Source organism: Ottowia thiooxydans, assembly GCF_040548795.1.
In the GTDB taxonomy this organism is placed as follows: Bacteria; Pseudomonadota; Gammaproteobacteria; order Burkholderiales; family Burkholderiaceae_C; genus Ottowia; species Ottowia thiooxydans_A.
In genome coordinates, this window is the sequence record NZ_JBEPSH010000002.1 from 488,263 (window position 1) to 505,826 (window position 17,564).

Sequence of the window (17,564 nt, forward strand, 5' to 3'; positions counted from 1 at the left end):
TAGAGCAGAAGGCTTTCCTTCTGCTCCTACCTTCACCCCACCCCCCCCAGCGCTCAGAGGAATTTCGTTTGATCACTCCCTGGCGAACTCCAGCACTGAAGATAGAGCATCTTCGCCAACGGTGTCAGTCACCATAAGGCACAACTGATGCTGGCCAGAGGGCAAAGGACCCGAGGCCAGCCCGGAATCTTCCGTCAGCGTAATGGGCTCTCCAAAGGCGATCACAGGCTGCCCGTCTTTTTCATAAACTTTGTTGCGTTCCAGGTCGTACATCAGGTGCACAGGGGTCAGAACGTCTCCTACGGACAGGTCGCTGTCGACACGATCGGCTGGTGCATCAACATCATCCAGGTCGATATTTTGAAGGCCCTGGATTTCCATGCTCAATTCGCCATCTTCATCCTTCTCCACCCGCACGATGAGCATGGAAAGCTCTGGTTCTTCGCCACCAGCGCGCTTGAGCAGCACGGGCGCGCCTAAACTGTAGGCAGGTCCGCTGTCCTCTGTGGCCGCCTCATAGCGCAAGGTCTCCAGCAGCAGCGGCTGGCCGTCGAGAAGCAACCAATCGTCGGTATCAAACAGTGCAATGCCTGTGGGAAGGACCAACGCACCCGCAATCGGAAGCGAGCCTATCAGCCGCGCGGGACCGCCCAGGTTGGTTTGCACAAGCATCAGGTCTGCATCTTCCACCCCATAGAGGCTCGCGATGTTGGCTTCAATGACGCTCACACCCACCGTGCTGACCTGCAATGGAGAGATCTCGATGATCGAAGGCTTGATGCTGACTTGCCGTACGTGACGCTGAACCAAAGAGAGATAGCCGGCCGGCATGTTCATACTGGCGTACATCTGAGCATGCAGCTCGCTTTGCTGACCTTTAGGGAAGTAAATGCTCAAACCGGTTGCATGAGCCGCCCGAGGGCCCGCCGCGTTGAAGTGCACGGCGCGGAGAAGGGCCTCCTGAAGCGCCTTTTGCTCGGCGCTCGCAATGCCTTCTGCAGCCAGCAGGGCGGCAAAGTGCCCCAGGTCCACCAGATTGAGTTGGGGCTTATCGAGCGCCATGATGGACTCATTCCCAAACGAAATGGCACGCAAGCGCTGTTGCGCGACACGCTTGAAATGCTCAATGGTCGGATCGACTTCTGCAGCGGCGGTATCGGCCTTGGCCGCGGCGAGATGTTGAGACTGAGCGAGCAAGGGCGGCCAGAAGGCCGACTCTCTGGTGCCAGCCTTGGCCATCGCCGCCCGGGCAACTTCTGGGTTGTAGCTGGTCAGCATCGCGCGTGCCCACACGTCAATCTGTTGCATCAGGGCTGGAATTTTCTCCATATCCATGATGCTGAACGTGGAGTAGTCGGCCAAACCGGTAATTTGTTTGATCGGATTGCGCCCGCTTTCACGTTTCTGCTTGGCCAGAAACGCTTCGGCGCTGGCTCGGCCAAAGTCGGCCATTGAAATATCTGGCTGACCGGTGAGGGTTTGGGTGTTAGCTTGCCAATCCCAGCCGCTGCCAGGCTCCAATTCTTGTGAGGCGCCCAGGAAGCGGGCATACGGTTGAAGCCTGTGTGCCACTTCCACAGTGGCCATCAGGCAGGCATCGAAGCCGATGTAATCCAGCTTGATACCGCTGGTTTTTTGAGCGGAGCTTAACGCGTTGGCCAATGCGGAAATGCTCATGACTCCAGGGCCGTCGGGGAAGTTTTCATCCTTGCCAAAACCGAAATAGCCACCCCCATGGTCCCACATCATCAGCATATAGCGCTCGGCCGGGGCAGTCTTGTAACCCCAGGCGAGGAAATCCTCAAGCGTGGCAGACTCATCCATGTTTTGACTGCCCAGATCCTGCAATTCATTGAGGCGAGCGTCTGCCAATTCGAAACGTTTGACGGTTTTCCAGTTGCTGACCAGGCCCTTCGGATCGACCTTGTCCGCGCCGCCGGTAGTAATCAGCACACGCACCTCGGAGTTCCCAGGCGTGCTCAACATCTCTCGCAGGTTGTGAGTGGCTTGATCGGAACCGCTTTCAAGATCGGAACCGAGCATGTACACCAGAACCGTTGTTCTGACCTTGGTGCCGTCATCATTGTCACCACCGCCACATGCGGCAAGGCCTGCAGCCAACATAGCTGCGGAGGAGGCAAGGAAATGTCTGCGGTCTAGAAGCAAAATTGGGACTCCTGAGTTCGGATAGCTATAAAGTAAGAGCGACTCCAACGAGGAACAAGTCAGTCAAGGTGGCTCAAGGCGCATCTTGCAATCGCTCATCCTCTCGAACATATCGCTCGGGCTAACCCTAAGTATGTTAGCGGCAAAGCCAATGCTTGCTCGGGAGGTTGCCTAAAATTTATACCTAAGGTACTCATAAATTACAAACCATCAGCCTTCACGCGGACTGCGCCAATACCATGGGCTTGCACACAGCATGGCGCTGCAAGGTGAGATTTCTTTTTGAGGCGACACCACTGCAAGCGTTGGTCTGCAATCTCACTCTGCCATCGGCCGCCCCTCCTGCGCCGATTGCACGAAAGCACGCACCACAGCGCTGTCCTGCCGCTCAGCCAAACAAACCACGTGTGCATAGGTACGGACCTTCGCGTCGTTGATTCGCACTGCACGCAGGCGTGGACCCGGTACATATTCCACCTCTGAGACGGCGGCCACTCCGACGTTCTGAAGCACCGCCTCTCGAATGATTTCCCGGCTGGCGATCTCCATGACCACTTCAGGCGTGACACCCGCCACCTCCAGTGCCGCCTCAATCGCCTTGCGAGTAGTGGAACCAGATTCCCGCAGAATCAGTCGCTCTCCCTGCAGTTCGGCGATTCCGATACTTCGCCTCTGAGCAAATCGATGCTCGGACGAGCAGAAGATCGTTACTGCATGTTCGCTATAGGGCACTGAAACGAAACGCTCGTCGCTCGCCACCTGAGCGAGTACGCCTACGTCCGCACTGTAGTTGGCCAGCCGGTCCAGTACCTGCTGGGAATTTCCTGTGCTCACGGACACCTTGATACCCGGATAGCGCTGATTGAATGCCACCAGCATACGTGTGACGTGCGAGGGCCCCACCGCCGCGACACGCACCTGACCTGTGCGCAGTTCGCCCGACTCCTGCAGCAATTGCACAGCCTCTGCTTCGAGAGCAAAAATCTGCCGAGACAGACTTGCCAGACGCTCGCCCATCTGGGTCGGCCTGACCCTGCGTCCGGATCGATAAAAGAGCTCGACCCCATACAGCGCCTCCAACTACCCCACTTGCGTGGTCACTGTGGGCTGGCTCACATGCAGGCGTTGCGCTGCCGCGGTAAAGCTGCCGGTGGTGGCCACGGCATGGAAGGAGCGCAATTGTGTGAGTCGCATCGGTAGGTACAGGCGGAGCCCGCAAGGTATGAATCGATCTATAGATTTAACCAATGGTCAGTGACAAAAATTTGAATGCACTAAATAGCTCCGCAGCTGTCATCTGTCACGCAACTGTCAAACGAGGTCGAAATACTGCACCTATCCCTGTTGCAAGGTCCATCGCCGAGAGGCGTGCAAGGCCTCCGTCCCATGAACTCCATCGTCTTGAAAGCCAGTTCCGTCAATCGCAGTTACGGCGATCATCGGGCGCTGCGCAATGTCTCGCTTGAAATCCGACGCGGTGAGCGGGTGGCACTGCTCGGTGCATCTGGATCCGGTAAGTCGACCCTCATCCGCTGCCTGTGCGGGCTGGAAACCATTGACCCGGATGGTGGGCAGATCGAAGCTTTCGGTCAGTTGCTGCAGGCACGAGGCCGCATCAGCCCGGATATCCGTGCGCAGCGCCGACGCATCGGCGTCATTTTTCAACAATTCAATCTGGTCGGCCGCCTGAGCGTAATGCACAACGTCATGACCGGCTTGTCTGCCAAAGCGCCGCTTTGGCGCGCATTGGCAGGCCGCTACGGCATGGGGGACCGGGCCAGGGCACTTGACGCGCTGGACTCCATCGGCCTGGCGCCGCAAGCCTTTCAGCGTGCCTCCACACTTTCAGGTGGCCAGCAGCAGCGGGCAGCGATTGCCCGCGTGCTATTGCAAGGGGCCGAGCTGGTATTGGCTGATGAACCCGTGGCCTCTTTGGACCCTTCATCCACCCACCGGGTGATGGAACATCTAGCCGAATTGAACCGTAACGCGGGAATGACGCTAGTCGTGAGCTTGCACCATGTGGCACTGGCCAAGCGCTACTGCGACCGCGTGGTGGCTTTGCGCCACGGCGCGCTCGTGTACGACGGACCCGTGGCGGCACTCACGCCCGCCTTTCTTGAGCACCTCTATGGCACTGCTGCAGCCGATTTGCTCCAAGAGCCTGGCTCAGACACTTCCGTGAGCGAAATGCCCCCATTGGCACTCGCAGCCTGATTCCAGTATTCACATCTTCCCCCGTTCACTCCCAAAGCAACCCTCATGTTCAAACTACGCACCCTCGCCATCGTTGCACTTTCTGCCGCAGCCGCTTTCGCCCACGCACAGGAGATCAACTTCGGCATCATCGCTACCGACTCTGCCTCCACCCAGCGCGACCGCTGGGAGCCCTTCTTTCGCGATATGGAAAAGAAAACTGGGCTTAGCGTGAAGTCGTTCTATGCACCAGACTACGCGGGCGTCATCGAAGCCATGCGTTTCAACAAGATCCAGGTCGCCTGGTACGGCAACAAGTCGGCCATGGAGGCCGTCGACCGTGCCAACGGCGAGGTTTTCGCGCAGGTCATGTTTTCCGACGGTAGCTTCGGCTACAAAAGCTTGCTCATCACGCGCCAGGACAGCCCCCTGAAGTCGTGGGAAGACGTGGTCAAGAATGGCAAGTCACTCAATTTCGGCATAGGCGATCCGAACTCCACTTCGGGCTTCCTCGTGCCGACCTTCTACCTGTTCTCTCAGAACAAGATCGACTACCGCACTGCCTTCAAAACGACGCGCAACGCCAGCCACGGCACCAACATCCAGGCCGTGCTGGCCCGCCAGATCGACGTGGCGACCAACAATACCGAGGAGTTGGACAAGCTCAAGGCCAACAAGCCCGAGTTGGCCAGCCAATTGCGCGTGCTGTGGGAAAGCCCGTTGATCCCGAGCGACCCTTTTGTGTGGCGCAAGGACCTGGACCCGGCCGTCAAAGCCAAGATCAAGAACTTCGTTCTGAACTATGCGAAGACGGATGAGCAAGAAAAGACCATCCTCAAGAACATCTACAACTATGGTGGCTTCCGAGAGTCCAGCAATGATCAGTTGTTGCCGATTCGCCAATTGGAGTTGTTCAAGGACCGCAGCAAAATCGAGAACGATCCCAAGGTGGATGCGGCCACACGAGCCAGGCAGTTGGCCGACATCGACGCCAAGTTGGCGGCGCTGAAGCTGTGAGCACCGCGACACTCATTCGCATGGCACCGAGCGCGGCCTCCCTGGCGCAGTTGCGGGCGCGAGCCGAAAGCGAGCGGCCGGGCCTGCTCACTTACGTGGCCTGGGCCGCGGTGCTGGGCTTACTGGCTTGGGCTTGGCAAGGGGCCGAAATCCGGCCGCTGGACTTGATTCGCGACGCCGGCAACATCGGCACTTACGCCAGCGATTTCTTCCCCCCCGACTTTCGCGACTGGCGCATCTACGCCAAGGAGATGCTGGTCACGGTGCACATCGCCATATGGGGAACCGTGCTGGCTCTGGTGGCCGCCGTGCCCGCAGGCCTGCTTTGTGCTTCCAACGTAGCGCCAGCGTGGGTATACCAACCCATGCGCCGTCTCATGGATGCCTGCCGCGCTATCAACGAGATGGTGTTCGCTATGCTGTTCATCGTGGCTGTCGGGCTCGGTCCTTTCGCAGGCGTTCTGGCGCTGGCCATCCACACCACGGGTACGCTGGCCAAGCTGTTCTCCGAGTCGGTCGAAGCCATCGACCCGCGCCCGGTAGAAGGCATTCGCGCTACCGGCGGCCATCGTCTGGTGGAAGTGATCCATGGCGTCATTCCACAGGTGCTGCCGTTGTGGCTCAGCTTCACGCTATACCGCTTCGAATCGAACGTACGATCCGCTTCGGTGGTCGGCATGGTGGGTGCGGGCGGTATCGGTGTGGTGCTGTATGAGGTGATACGCAGCTTCCAATACGGCCAGACCGCGGCCGTACTCCTGATACTGGTGGTCACGGTGTCGTTGATCGATCTGGTGTCGGCCAACGTAAGGAAGCGATTCATTTGAGAGCGCGTTTCCCTTGCCGTTGGTGCTGGCCATGGAAAGCGATGCCCGTCGCGATGCCGTGCTGCAGCAGGTCCTGCCCCTCTCCAAGACGCCCCCGTACGGCTGTCAGCCTTCATCGAAGAGTTGGGCATGCGCACGCACTTTACGGAATATGGCGTTTCAGAGGCAGAGGCCGGGAGAATGGTCGCGCACGCCACGTCGGGTGCACGCGGTCGCATTTTTCATGAGCGCTGGCCCTGACTTGAACACCGACACCGCTTGAGTGCCCTACCCGGTCGTTTCCCGTTTCCTTGTGTTGCGCTTCCCGCCAATGCACAATTTCTCACCCCCCACATGAGCCTCATTCCTCATACCCCCGCAAGCAGCTCCACGCACTTTGATCTCATCGTCGTGGGCGCCGGCATCGTCGGCTTGGCGCACGCTTACGTGGCCGCATGTCGAGGTCTCAAGGTCTGCGTTTTGGAGCGCGATGCGGCCTGCGTTGGCGCCTCCATCCGCAACTTCGGCTTCGTCACCGTCACAGGCCAGGCCGCAGGCGATACGTGGCGCCGTGCACGCCGCTCCAGGCAAGTGTGGGACGCAGTAGCTCCGCAAGCTGGTATCGAAGTACTGCATCGCGGCCTCTACGTCCGCGCTCAGCGTCCGCTGGCACGCGCCGTGCTGGAAGCCTTCATGCACACCGAGATGGGCGAGGGCTGCGAATTGCTGGAACCAGCCGAAGCCGCGCTTCGCACGCCGTCCCTGCAGTTGGATGAGGCCCAGGCCGTGCTCTACAGCCCGCATGACCTGCGCGTTGAATCAAGCACGGCCATCGGCTTGCTGGCCCGTTGGTTGGCCGAGCAGCACGGCGTGGTCTTTCGATTCGGCGAATCGGTCCTGGAGGTATCTGCGCCAAGAGTGCGCACTTCGCTTGCCCTGTTGCATGCCGAGCGTGTGGCGGTTTGCACCAACAATGAGCTGCACGGGCTTTTTGCCGACCGTCTGGTCACCCAGGACTTGCGCCTGTGCCAATTGCAAATGCTGCGCGTGATGCCCGAAGCCGGCTTTCGGCTGCCGGGTTCGGTCATGGGTGATTTGAGCCTGGTGCGCTACCACGGCTATAGCCAGTTGCCAGAATCTGCGCCGCTACTGGCCCAGCTGCAGCAAGAGGAAGCGCCATCGCTGGCTCATGGGATCCACTTGATCGCGGTGCAAAGCGCAGACGGCTCGCTGGTAGTGGGCGACTCCCACCACTACAGCGCAGCCCCTGAACCGTTCGCGAAGGAGGCTGTGGATGCCCTGATCCTGCGCCACCTGCACGAGACGCTGAAACTCAAGCAAGCCACCGTGACCGCACGATGGGTAGGCACCTATCCATCTTCAGCCACTCGCGATTGCCTGATCGACGCACCCGACGACGCAACTCGGCTGATCCTTGTGACCAGCGGCACGGGCGCCAGCACCGCCTTCGGCATCGCCGAAGAGGTGTTCGCCGCCTGGTAACACCATCGATCCCTGAACCACCACCATAAACACGCTTGCAAAACCCAGGCCTTCCGTTTCCTCCGCCCGAGGTAAGCTGAGCGCCGTCGTCTTCGACCGGGCTGGCACCTAGCGAAAAGTTAAAGCTACATCTTCCAATTGTTTCGGCACCAAGCATTGGCTTGTACCCCTACCCCTTCCTGAATCCGACAAATGTCGGTGGCTATGGCATGGTCGCGGCTTACTCATTGGGCGTCACCGCAACATTCATTGTCGTGAGCTGGGCATTGCTCGTTATGGGTAATCGTCTTGGCAGTACGAAATCTCGCGACAGATACTCCTCCTGACCATGCTCATGGAACGCATCTTTCAGAGTTCGTAAGCATCATTCCCGCCGCGTTGTAGATGGCCGCTTTTTGGCCCATTGCGTGCCGCAATGGGCCAAAGAGCGCCTACTTCTTTTTTCTCTTCTCTTGCCGCTGAGTAGGCGCTGCGACTGGCATCTGCTGCTGCTCCAGCCAAAGAAGTGCCTCCACCTGGGTCACGAAACGCTGCAGATAAGCCGGCGAGATCTCCTGCATCACAGCCAACGCACGGTGGACCATATGGTGCGAGTTCAGCGGGCCGGCCTGCGGCGGCACTTGCTCCATGGTCTGGCGAAGGCGTCTCTCGGCAAACATGCGCGACCATGCGCCTCTAAACTGGCGAAGCGTTCCAAGCTCGCGCTGCGCGGCAGAGCCGGCAGATAACCCAGGCACGTCGGGTCCTGACGGTTCTGCGCTGGCGTGTCGCGCCGCCAACCCATCAGCCAGTCGCCCCAGCGGCCCACGTTCGCTCGATCGGCTGACAGGCGGCAACGATTTAGAGACCGATGATTCGCTCTCTGCTCCAAGCTGCGCTAATCGCGCTTCGAGCAACTCACGCGTGGCGCCTTGGTGGTCCTGCGCACGGCGAGCCATTGCGGCAATCAAGGCTTCACGCACAGACGGTGTCATGAGCCTTGTTGGCGTTTAGGACGAGGCATCGGTGCCATCTCGACGCGGCGATTGCGTGCACGCCCTGCAGCGTCCGCATTGGACGCCACTGCTTGCTCGGAACCGAAGGCGGCTGCAAAGACCTGGCTGGCTGGCACTCCGGACTCGATCAAAGCGCGGGTGACCGTAAGTGCCCTTTGTGCCGAGAGCTCCCAGTTGTCTGCAAATTTCGCTGCATTGGCATCGCGCGACTGACGCATGAGCCGATCATCTGTGAAACCACTCACCATGAGGATTTCATCGCGCTCACGCAAATAGCTTGTAAGCGGCGCTGCCAGGCTTTGCAGCAGGAGTTTGCCTTCGGGTTGAAGCTCATCGGAGCTGAAGGCAAACAGGACACTGCCGCTGATTCCGATACGTCCATCTGTCAGAGTTACGCGGCCAGCCGCCAACGGCGCCGCCAGAGCCTGTTCCAGGGTTTGGAGGCGTTGTGTTTGCTCTTCGCGCACACTACGTTCGACCTTCAAGCGTTCGGACAGCTCCATTTGCATGCCCAGCGCTGCCACCAGAATGAGTACGAAGGCGCCCAGCGCGCCCGCCATGAGATCACCGAACACTGCCCATACGGTGCCAGAGTTTTCACCGGCGTCCTGCGACAGATCATCGCCTTGCATAAGCTGATCAGAGGGGTACAAATCAGACCTCTCTGGCAGCTGCCAGTTGACGCAGTTCGTCGATGATCTGTTTCTGCGCCCCGGTGCTGAGCTCAATCACCTCACGCGCCTGGGCGACGTAATAGTCCAACTGCTCGTCGCTGCGGGCCAACGCCTTGGCCAGCGACGCTTCAATCACCTGCAACTGCGCCATGAGCTGCTCATTGCTCTCGCCGAAACGCTGGACTCCCGTCCCAAACGCCTCACCCAGGCTGGCGACCTCAACAGCACTACCCGTCAGTTGTGCGGACACCGTGTCCATTTGAGTCAGTTGAGTTCCTACCGTATCGGCAAATCGGCTGCTGGCGCGCTCCATCAATTCCGAGCTTGTTTCCACCAGTGCTTCTATCGCTCCCCGTTGCTCGGTTGAGGCCCGGTTTACGGTTTCGAGCAAGGTAGACAAGGTCTGCAAGATTTGACTACGCTCTTCCAGCATGGCGTTGTCTCGCTCCAGACTTGTCGTCAACTGTTGACGAAGCTCAGAAATGACTTCAGCGGCTGACTTCGGTGCCTCGGAAGCGGCCTGCATCAATTCACGGATCTCCCCCAAGGTATTGTGAGCCTGAGCTTCAAGCTGCTGGGTAATGCTGTCGCCAGTCCGCGCCAGGGTTTCACCCAGCCCTTGCCATTGCAGCGCACTGCGTTCACCAGCCTGTTGCCATTCGTCTCGCAAGGTAGTGGCCAGGGTCTGCAAGGAATCGGTCCAGGCAGATTGCCTCGCTTCCTGCTGGTCCGCAAAACTCCGATGGCGTTCTTCGAACATGGCGTTGTCGCGCACGACGCTGTCGTCCAGATGCTGTCTGAGTTGCACGATAACGTCCGCAGCAGCTTGGGGCGCCTGTGCGGCAGCCTGCATCAAGGCGTTGATTTCGCTCAGTGTGTTTCGCGCCTGGGCCTCAAGTTGCTGCGTGATGCTGTCGCCTGTACGAGCCATGGCCTCACCCAGCCCTTGCCATTGCTGTGCGCTGCGTTCTCCGGCCTGTTGCCATTCGTTTCGCAGAGCCTCGGCCAGCGTTTGCAATGAGCTTGTCCAGGCGGCCTGGCGGGACTCTTCCTGCTCGGCAAAGCTGCGACTGCGCTCTTCACGCAGGGCATTGTCCCGCGCCACACTATCGGCCAATTGCTGGCGCAACTCGCCAATGACTTCGCCAGCAGCGCGAGGGGCCTCGGCTGCGGCCTGCATCAGGGCATTGATCTCATCCAGAGTGTTGCGCGCCTGATTTTCCAGCTGTTGGGTGATAGCGTCACCAGTACGTGCCAGTGCATCACCAAGCCCTTGCCATTGTTCAGCGCTGCGCTCACCGGCTTGCTGCCATTCGTCTCTGAGCGCAGTGGCCAGTGCCTGCAATGATGCTGTCCAGGCGGCCTGTCGAGATTCTTCCTGCTCGGCAAAGCTGCGGCTACGCGCTTCCAGCAGCGCGTTGTCCCGAGCCACGCTCTCAGCCAATTGCTGACGCAACTCACCGATCACTTCAGCGGCTGCGCGCGGCGCATCTGAGGCGGCCTGCATGAGTGCACCAATTTCTTGTAAGGTATTGCGAGCTTGCGCTTCGAGTTGCTGCGTAATGCCGTCGCCCGTGCTGGCCAGGGTCTGGCCCAATTCACGCCATTGTTCTGCGCTACGCTGACCTGCCTGCTGCCATTCGTCTCGCAGCGCGGCTGCCATGGATTGCAAGGATTGGGTCCAGGCCGCCTGGCGGGAATCTTCCTGTGCGGCAAAGCGGCTTTGCAGGGCGATGTGCGCCTGCTCCAATTCCTGCGCCACGGTGTGCAGCGCCTGACGTTGTTGCGCGGCTTGCTCTGCGCCGTTTTGAGACTGCAAAGTCAAGGCCTCGTCCCAACGCGTTGCCAGCGCCCGCGCCTGATGGTCCATTCGCTCTGCCAGGTTGTCGACCAACTGGGTGCTGCGAGCGTCAAACGTGACGTTGAAGCCTTCCAAAGCCGTGCTGAGCGCACGCCCGGAGGCTTCGCTCGTCTGTTGGTGTGTGGCCAGCGCATCTGTCCACTGGCTAGTCATCCCCGCAGCGGCATCATTGAAGCGCGCAGTCATACCGTCCAGATTCAAGCGCACTTGCTCGGCCTGAGCCGCCTGCAGTTGCGCACTTTCTCGCGCCAAACCAGCCAGCGCCGCCTCTACCGCAGGTTGAATGGCCGCACCGGCCTCCCGGGCCGTTTGAGCAGCGGTCGCCGTGAGCGTGCGTTCGACCGACGCTGCCAAGCCCGTGTAGGCCGATTCGGTATTCGCATGAAAGCGAGTCTGATCAGCAGTCAGGCGATCAATCAGGGCGACTTGCTGGCTCTCCAATGCAGCCATGCAAGCGGAAATACGCTCGACCAGCTCGGGCATCAAGCCAACCTGCTGCTCCATCAAGCGCAGCGAAATCTCCCTCTGGTGCGAAGGCGTGAACGTGCGCAAGTGGGTCGCCATGGCCAAGTCCAGCCGTTCTGCAGCTCCCAACCGATCGCGTCTGGCCATGGCGGCCATCAAGCCCAGTGCCGCCGAAGCGCCCACCCCGGCGACCGACGTTCCAAAAGCCAGTCCCAGACCTCGTACAGGGGCTGCAAGCGCGTCGCGTATGGCCTGCAAGCCTTCGGCGCCCAGCAAAGCGGTGCCCGTGCCTTGCAAGGTCACCACCATGCCCAGGAAAGTACCAAGCATGCCCAGCAGCACCAGAAGGCCGGTCAGATAGGACGCAAGCACCGGACCAGGCAAGCCCGCCCGTTGTCCTTCCACCCTTTGCCGAACCACGGTGCGTAATGGGGCTGGCAGTGGAGACACCCAGGCATCCAGGCTTTCTGGCGGAGAACTGAGGGCATCCAGTCCAAGCGAAAGCGACTTGGTTGCACGCTGGTAACGCAAAAGCTCCCATGAGCCCGCAAGGAAAAACGCCGCTATCAATAAAGTAATGCCGAGCGCCAGCAAATGTCCCCCCAGATAGCCCGCCCCCACCCAACATAAGGTGCCAAGGCCCGCCAGAAAGGCTGCGCTAAAAATCAGTTTCGTCATCAGTCTTCATCCAGGGCATCAAGGAGCCCTTCCACTGGTTGCAATCGAAGGTCCAGTTCGGCCAACAATACCGTGTGCATATCCTGCATAAGCAAGGTCACCCAGTTACCACTTTCTTCGTATTCATCGCGCAAACGCCGGTAATGCTTTTCCAGCAGCCCTGGCACAGTGGCCAGTAAACGCCGCTCCTGCACATTAAGCACTTGCGCCATCACCGCGTCCAAAGCTGCCAATCGCGCCAGCTCGGGCGAACGCGCCCCCAGCTCAGCCCTGACCCGCTCACGCAATGTGCCAATGGCGACTTCCATGGCTTGTTGCTGGGTCACATAGCGCTTGCGCAAGGAACCAAAGCCGACCGAAGCCTCCATGGCCGAATGACCTGTAGGGGCCATGGCCCGGGCCGCGCCTTGCGTCAAGCTTGCACGGATGCGGTTGCATTCTGCCCGCTCACCCAGGCTAGCCTCGCTGGCGTCCGGAGCGTTCAGCGGCCGCTCAAGAGCAGCAGACAACGCTATGGCGTCAGCCCAGCCAACCCATTGCACCAAACCGTCGGTAAATCCAGTGCGGGCATCCCGAACGCGTACACGCGAATCGGAAAGGGCCTCGAGCAGGCGCACCAGCGCCGCGCCCGTGAGGCTGGTCTGCACTGTTTTTTGCTGCGCCATGTCGCCAAGGGGAAAACCCAGCAGTCTACCTCGATACGCGAGCCACTCATGAGAACCAGTTCACGTTATGGGATTCGACGGGTAAGGGCTCGTAATCTATGAGGCTGGCTGATACAGCCAAGGTACGTCAAGAATACGTTGACCGAACAGCCGGATCGACGCATCGCGACCCCAACGAACCAAACCGGTGGAGTGAAATATCTCACCGTTTCGAATGGAGCGAGCCTGTACGCGGGCACATCGCTGCCAGCGTGCCAACGCATACCGCCCAAGCCGGCCAGGCACATCAACGCCATCCTCGGCAAGTGCACCGGCAAATGCCGCTGCATCCTCGATTGCCATACCGGCTCCCTGAGCCATGTACGGGCGCATGGGGTGGGCCGCATCCCCGAGCAGTGCCACAAGCCCCTTCGCCATTTGCCCTGAGCCAGAAACGGGTGCTCGATCAGACAGCGGCCACAAGCGCCACGCGTGGGTATGGACGCTCGCCTCTGGAACTGCAGCCATCAAGGACTGCAAGGGCTCGCAGGTGGCCCCCATGGCTCGTTGCAGATCAGCCGCATAGGCGACTTGGTCCCAGCCAGACGCGCTTTCAGGCGGTGTTCCCTGAACAATAGCCACGACATTCATCCACTCGCCACCTCTGACAGGATACTGAACGACATGCAGACGCGGGCCAAGCCATGCCGTGACCCGTGTGCTGCGAAGTCGCTCGGGCAGTGCACTCTGACGAAGCATGGACCGGTATGCCAGATGTCCTGTCACTCGAGGGGGCGAGTCGCCCAGCAATTGCTGGCGTACGCGGCTCCAGAGCCCATCCGCACCGACCAATGCATTGCCTTCCACCGTCAGACCTCTTTCTGTGGACACGCTCACCTGATTGCCATCGTCATTGAATTCCAACACGCCTTGATCGAGGTGGAGTTGGCTCGGAGTTTGCTGCTGAACTGCGGCAAGAAGCAAGCCGTGAATATCCGCCCGATGAATAGTCGCGTAGGGCGCGCTATAACGCGTTCGTATTTGTTCTCCGAGCGGCAAAACTCCCAGTACGACACCGCTAGAAGCATTGCGTACTTGCAAGTACTCCGGAAAAGCCGCCACTTCAGCCAGTGCCCTACCCAGCCCCCAACTCTGAAGTATCCGCGTTGCATTCGGACCCAACTGAATGCCCGCTCCGACCTCGCTGAATTGCGGCGCCCGCTCAAAAAGGTTGACGCCCCAGCCCGCACGCGTTGCAGCCAACGCGGCTGCGAGACCGCCGATACCGCCTCCGGCTATCAGAAGTTGTTTTAGAGCCATCTGGCAAGGTTTGGTAAAACCATCAAAAGCTTAGAAGCGAGTGACCGGGCCCCACCCTCAACGAGGGGCTCTCCAATTGAACTCCACATAGCGTCGAATCACCAGACAACCAGGAGGCGTGTCGATCAGGGAAACCGTGGCGGTCGGATCCTTGGCGTCAGTAAACACGGTGAAAGTAGGCAAGAGGCGGGTCGCCGTCATGCCCTTCAATTCCTGCTGGGCAACAGCCTGACAAGACACGGGCGCTGCCGATATGCGCTCTGCCGCGACGGAGCACCCGCCGTTGTTCGTTGGAACTGCTGTGACCGACATGGCGGCCCCTCCGTTGGGGTACTCAAGGCCAATCAACGAAAATACGGGCCCGGCGTCTACCCTCTGGCGATCCCAATCGAGCAGCACGTCATTGCCCCGCGTGCCATTGACAGCCAGTGTCGAAAGCCGCTCCAAGGCAGGCCTGCAGGTTTTGATTCCCACATTTTGTGAGGCCACCGCCAATGCGTTCTGCGGCACCGCCGCTGGGCGCGGAGCGTCCAGCACCGCTTGCGCATTTGTAACTGCAGGCGCGGAGAGCACGAGTACAACGCCGCTGAGAAATTGGATAAATTGCTTCGTCTTCGTCATGGACAGGATCTCACAAGATTAGGTGCCAATGGCCTCACGCCCGTCTAAGGGCGTACTAACACGCCCTAATCGCCTCACACGCGCCGGATGGCTTCACTATAGGCGCGAACATTGTCTTCATACAGAGGGTGAAGCGTACGCAGGAAGGTATTGGCGCGTTGGCGATAGTCCTGTAGATTTTCATCGTGACCGGCGATAGCTTCAAGTAACACGCGGCCGCCCTCCTCACAGTCAAACCCTTGATAACGCCAGCCGCAGTCGGCGATCAGGTGTGAATTGTGGATGAGCGGATAACCTCCATGCAACGCTTCGTAATAGAGGTAGTTCTGGGCGTTTTCCCATTGGTGACAGACGAGCGCATCCGCGTGCTGAGTCAGAACGTCGGCTATCGAAAAGCGGCCGTTGAAACCCGCCAGTTCGTGGCGCACGAGATTTGTACTGCCGAACACCGTACTGAATACGGCGTTGGATTTGAGCTGCTCAGTATTGAAAACGTGGACATATTCGATCTTGTCAGGATCCAGCCGATGTGCGACCTCGCATGCCAGAAATGGAATGATGCAAGTCTTCACAATGCTGAGATTAGGCTCCATGATGGCCAAACGCCAGCGGCGCCGACCAGGCACGTACTCAAATGAAGCTCCGTCCTCCCGCTTGCGCAAGGACGCCTCCAGCAATTCGGGCCCCCAAAGATGAGGCAGGATGGAGACCGGAGCCCGGAACGTAGCCGCATAGTACGGTGCACCTACGGTTTCGTATTCTGGCAAGGTCCACACCGCATCACGCCTATGGCTGGGTACCAAACGGCCTGCAGGAAGGTCGTAACCCAAGCGTTCAGCATCAATGGCGAAATCGTTGCCAACACACATGCTCACAAGCTTGCCACCACGCCCCTGAAAGGCCGCAGCCCATTCGGAGGAAAGCTGGGCACTCATTTCAATGACCATGTCGAGCTCGGTCGCCGCATCGCCCAGATCCACCGCCGCAATATCGGTGTCTTGCAGAAGTTCGCGCTTGGCGTGCTCGCTGCCGTCTCCCACGAAAACAATACACGCCTGCACAACACCAGGACACTGCCTGAGTAGTTGCACCAGGAATATGCAGTTCTGGAAAATGCCGTTTTCCCACAGAGACTGGCCATCGCGAATCGCGAGCGTGACGCCGATGCGTAGAGATTTCGAAGTCATGCGGCGATCCCCCGAGACTGGCTGCTGGTCAAGGACATCAGCAGGTCGGCGTAGCCTTGCACATTCTCAGGGCTCTCAGGATCTACCGCCTTGAACACCCGGTGAGAGCGTTCGCGGTAATCAACAAGTGACTCCTGGTGGCGCTGTCTGGCCTGCACTAGCAGCGCTGCCCCGGCTTCGACATTGAATTCCGGGTAGTAGTAGCCTGCGTCCTTCAGCCAGGGCGAATTGTGAATGAGAGGGTAGTCCCCATGAAGCACATCCAGATAGCTGTAGTTCTGATCGTTTTGCCACTGGTGAGCGACTGCAGCGTCCACACCGTACTGAGACATGAAACCAGCAATATCGTGTCGACCGGTGAAAACGGCGCGGTTGCTTTTGACCAAGTCCAGCGAATGCGCAAAGTGCAGCATGGTGGGGTGGTTGACCAGATGCCCCGTGTTGAGCGCATACAACATGGACACGGTGCCGGGGCTGCGGCGCTCTGCCACATCACTCACAAGCATGGGAATCAGTGATGACTTGATGGGTGCGAGATTGGGCTCAAACATGGTCACGCGCCAACCTTTGGCCTCCGTGTCTGGCTGATCTGGCTTGAACCCGTACAAATGTCCAATGCCAGCAAGCTCCTTGATCCGATCGTCAAGAAAATGCGGTGACCAAAGGTAGGGCGCCACCTGCACTGGGCACCTGTAGAGTGTGCGCATCATTGGTGCAAAAACGGCATCTTTGGGAAGGACCCAGACCTCATCGAAGCGATCTGGCCGTAAAAAGAACCCTTCTCGATCGAAGATGGCGGTGTCCACCAGACTCGAATGAGGCTGCCCAACACAGTGGTAGACCACTTTTTTGCCGCGCGCACGCAGCAAATCCAGCCACGGTATTCCCAGTGCGCCCGCGAGTTCAATCACGACGTCCACCAAGTCCGTCGCTTCTTTCTGCCGCATGAGCCGAGTGCCGAACTTGTTCAGATCGATCTGATCGCTCAAAGATTCCTCACTGCCGGCGTCGATCAGCACGACGTCGGTCACAAACGGAATTCTGCGCAGTGTCTGCACCAGAAACATGACGTTCTGGCCCAACCCGTTGGACCAGATGTTCTGATTCTTGTGGCTGAAGGCCGAAATACCGATCCGCATCGCGCCTCTTAATCAAAAGATTTCATTATGACGAGAGCATACCGTGTGCCCACGCAGTAATTCCACCATGGGACGCCAGCGGGAACATGCTCAGGAATGTGCGAGGGGCGCCATGGAGCAGCCGACTCGCGACGAGTCTCCACATCCGGCGCGAGTGGGCATCCAGGCGACTTTGGACAAACGCTACAAGTGGCCAGGGAATTTTCCAGCCTCACCCGCGCGAGGCGTCGAGCGTTTCACGGAACCTGATGCCGCCTCCCCTTACGAGGAGGCGGTGGGCCCGTGACGCCGG

16 protein-coding genes are annotated in these 17,564 nt (G+C 59.3%); 5 read left to right on the forward strand and 11 right to left on the reverse strand.

Translation table 11 applies throughout. The features are described from left to right. Nucleotides 1–72: 72 nt before the first annotated feature. The 3 genes from ABIE13_RS05855 to ABIE13_RS05865 all read right to left on the reverse strand — a co-directional run bounded on the left by ABIE13_RS05855 (nt 73) and on the right by ABIE13_RS05865 (nt 3,360). Nucleotides 73–2,166 carry a clostripain-related cysteine peptidase gene (locus ABIE13_RS05855; RefSeq protein ID WP_354441968.1) on the reverse strand — a complete coding sequence of 698 codons (2,094 nt, stop codon included), beginning with the start codon at nt 2,164–2,166 and terminating at the stop codon, nt 73–75. A 318-nt stretch (nt 2,167–2,484) separates the two neighbouring features. Next, complete coding sequence (locus tag ABIE13_RS05860) at nt 2,485–3,183, reverse strand: LysR substrate-binding domain-containing protein (protein ID WP_354441969.1); 699 nt, start codon at nt 3,181–3,183, stop codon at nt 2,485–2,487. Nucleotides 3,184–3,246: 63 nt separating this feature from the next. After that, a complete protein-coding gene (locus ABIE13_RS05865; RefSeq protein ID WP_354441970.1) occupies nt 3,247–3,360 on the reverse strand; it encodes a LysR family transcriptional regulator in 114 nt (37 codons plus the stop codon). A 192-nt stretch (nt 3,361–3,552) separates the two neighbouring features. Here ABIE13_RS05865 and phnC point away from each other — a divergent pair, with 192 nt between their 5' ends. From phnC to ABIE13_RS05885, 4 genes are all read left to right on the forward strand, one after another. Continuing rightward, nucleotides 3,553–4,383 carry a phosphonate ABC transporter ATP-binding protein gene (phnC, locus tag ABIE13_RS05870; RefSeq protein ID WP_354441971.1) on the forward strand — a complete coding sequence of 277 codons (831 nt, stop codon included), beginning with the start codon at nt 3,553–3,555 and terminating at the stop codon, nt 4,381–4,383. 45 nt (nt 4,384–4,428) lie between these two features. Then, on the forward strand, nt 4,429–5,379 hold the full coding sequence (gene phnD, locus ABIE13_RS05875) for a phosphonate ABC transporter substrate-binding protein (protein WP_354441973.1): 951 nt from the start codon (nt 4,429–4,431) through the stop codon (nt 5,377–5,379). A gap of 20 nt (nt 5,380–5,399) precedes the next feature. After that, a complete protein-coding gene (phnE, locus tag ABIE13_RS05880) occupies nt 5,400–6,206 on the forward strand; it encodes a phosphonate ABC transporter, permease protein PhnE (protein ID WP_436278380.1) in 807 nt (268 codons plus the stop codon). A 333-nt stretch (nt 6,207–6,539) separates the two neighbouring features. Further along, on the forward strand, nt 6,540–7,688 hold the full coding sequence (locus tag ABIE13_RS05885; RefSeq protein WP_354441977.1) for a TIGR03364 family FAD-dependent oxidoreductase: 1,149 nt from the start codon (nt 6,540–6,542) through the stop codon (nt 7,686–7,688). A gap of 431 nt (nt 7,689–8,119) precedes the next feature. On the opposite strand, the gene ABIE13_RS05890 is transcribed toward ABIE13_RS05885, so the two are convergent. The 8 genes from ABIE13_RS05890 to ABIE13_RS05925 form a co-directional block, all read right to left on the reverse strand. Continuing rightward, nucleotides 8,120–8,662: a DUF2894 domain-containing protein gene (locus tag ABIE13_RS05890; RefSeq protein WP_354441978.1), complete on the reverse strand. Its 543-nt coding sequence runs from the start codon at nt 8,660–8,662 to the stop codon at nt 8,120–8,122. Then, a complete protein-coding gene (locus ABIE13_RS05895) occupies nt 8,659–9,315 on the reverse strand; it encodes an OmpA family protein (protein ID WP_354442360.1) in 657 nt (218 codons plus the stop codon). Before ABIE13_RS05895 ends, ABIE13_RS05890 begins: the two co-directional genes overlap by 4 nt. 22 nt (nt 9,316–9,337) lie before the next feature. Continuing rightward, nucleotides 9,338–12,361: a DUF802 domain-containing protein gene (locus ABIE13_RS05900; RefSeq protein WP_354441980.1), complete on the reverse strand. Its 3,024-nt coding sequence runs from the start codon at nt 12,359–12,361 to the stop codon at nt 9,338–9,340. After that, nucleotides 12,361–13,026, reverse strand: a complete 666-nt coding sequence (locus tag ABIE13_RS05905) for a DUF3348 family protein (RefSeq protein ID WP_354441982.1) — start codon at nt 13,024–13,026, stop codon at nt 12,361–12,363. The genes ABIE13_RS05900 and ABIE13_RS05905 overlap by 1 nt, the downstream gene beginning before the upstream one ends. Before the next feature lie 96 nt (nt 13,027–13,122). Continuing rightward, nucleotides 13,123–14,325, reverse strand: coding sequence for an FAD-dependent monooxygenase (locus ABIE13_RS05910; protein WP_354441984.1), 1,203 nt, complete (start codon nt 14,323–14,325; stop codon nt 13,123–13,125). A gap of 57 nt (nt 14,326–14,382) precedes the next feature. Then, nucleotides 14,383–14,946: a hypothetical protein gene (locus ABIE13_RS05915; RefSeq protein ID WP_354441986.1), complete on the reverse strand. Its 564-nt coding sequence runs from the start codon at nt 14,944–14,946 to the stop codon at nt 14,383–14,385. A gap of 74 nt (nt 14,947–15,020) precedes the next feature. Beyond that, a complete protein-coding gene (locus tag ABIE13_RS05920) occupies nt 15,021–16,133 on the reverse strand; it encodes a DUF2827 domain-containing protein (RefSeq protein WP_354441988.1) in 1,113 nt (370 codons plus the stop codon). Then, nucleotides 16,130–17,272, reverse strand: coding sequence for a DUF2827 family protein (locus tag ABIE13_RS05925; protein ID WP_354441989.1), 1,143 nt, complete (start codon nt 17,270–17,272; stop codon nt 16,130–16,132). The genes ABIE13_RS05920 and ABIE13_RS05925 overlap by 4 nt, the downstream gene beginning before the upstream one ends. A gap of 67 nt (nt 17,273–17,339) precedes the next feature. Here ABIE13_RS05925 and ABIE13_RS05930 point away from each other — a divergent pair, with 67 nt between their 5' ends. Next, nucleotides 17,340–17,558 (forward strand): hypothetical protein, encoded by a 219-nt coding sequence (locus ABIE13_RS05930; protein WP_354441990.1) that lies wholly within the window; start codon nt 17,340–17,342, stop codon nt 17,556–17,558. The last annotated feature ends 6 nt before the right edge of the window (nt 17,559–17,564 follow it).

Excerpts from the sequence above, each read along its gene's own strand:
- phnE (WP_436278380.1), top strand. The coding sequence starts at position 5,400 with ATGGCACCGAGCGCGGCCTCCCTGGCGCAGTTGCGGGCGCGAGCCGAA.
- ABIE13_RS05900 (WP_354441980.1), bottom strand. The coding sequence starts at position 12,361 with ATGACGAAACTGATTTTTAGCGCAGCCTTTCTGGCGGGCCTTGGCACC.
- ABIE13_RS05890 (WP_354441978.1), bottom strand. The coding sequence starts at position 8,662 with ATGACACCGTCTGTGCGTGAAGCCTTGATTGCCGCAATGGCTCGCCGT.
- ABIE13_RS05930 (WP_354441990.1), top strand. The coding sequence starts at position 17,340 with ATGGGACGCCAGCGGGAACATGCTCAGGAATGTGCGAGGGGCGCCATG.
- ABIE13_RS05925 (WP_354441989.1), bottom strand. The coding sequence starts at position 17,272 with ATGCGGATCGGTATTTCGGCCTTCAGCCACAAGAATCAGAACATCTGG.
- ABIE13_RS05915 (WP_354441986.1), bottom strand. The coding sequence starts at position 14,946 with ATGACGAAGACGAAGCAATTTATCCAATTTCTCAGCGGCGTTGTACTC.
- ABIE13_RS05885 (WP_354441977.1), top strand. The coding sequence starts at position 6,540 with ATGAGCCTCATTCCTCATACCCCCGCAAGCAGCTCCACGCACTTTGAT.
- ABIE13_RS05905 (WP_354441982.1), bottom strand. The coding sequence starts at position 13,026 with ATGGCGCAGCAAAAAACAGTGCAGACCAGCCTCACGGGCGCGGCGCTG.
- ABIE13_RS05865 (WP_354441970.1), bottom strand. The coding sequence starts at position 3,360 with ATGCGACTCACACAATTGCGCTCCTTCCATGCCGTGGCCACCACCGGC.
- phnC (WP_354441971.1), top strand. The coding sequence starts at position 3,553 with ATGAACTCCATCGTCTTGAAAGCCAGTTCCGTCAATCGCAGTTACGGC.
- phnD (WP_354441973.1), top strand. The coding sequence starts at position 4,429 with ATGTTCAAACTACGCACCCTCGCCATCGTTGCACTTTCTGCCGCAGCC.
- ABIE13_RS05860 (WP_354441969.1), bottom strand. The coding sequence starts at position 3,183 with ATGGGCGAGCGTCTGGCAAGTCTGTCTCGGCAGATTTTTGCTCTCGAA.
- ABIE13_RS05920 (WP_354441988.1), bottom strand. The coding sequence starts at position 16,133 with ATGACTTCGAAATCTCTACGCATCGGCGTCACGCTCGCGATTCGCGAT.
- ABIE13_RS05910 (WP_354441984.1), bottom strand. The coding sequence starts at position 14,325 with ATGGCTCTAAAACAACTTCTGATAGCCGGAGGCGGTATCGGCGGTCTC.
- ABIE13_RS05895 (WP_354442360.1), bottom strand. The coding sequence starts at position 9,315 with ATGCAAGGCGATGATCTGTCGCAGGACGCCGGTGAAAACTCTGGCACC.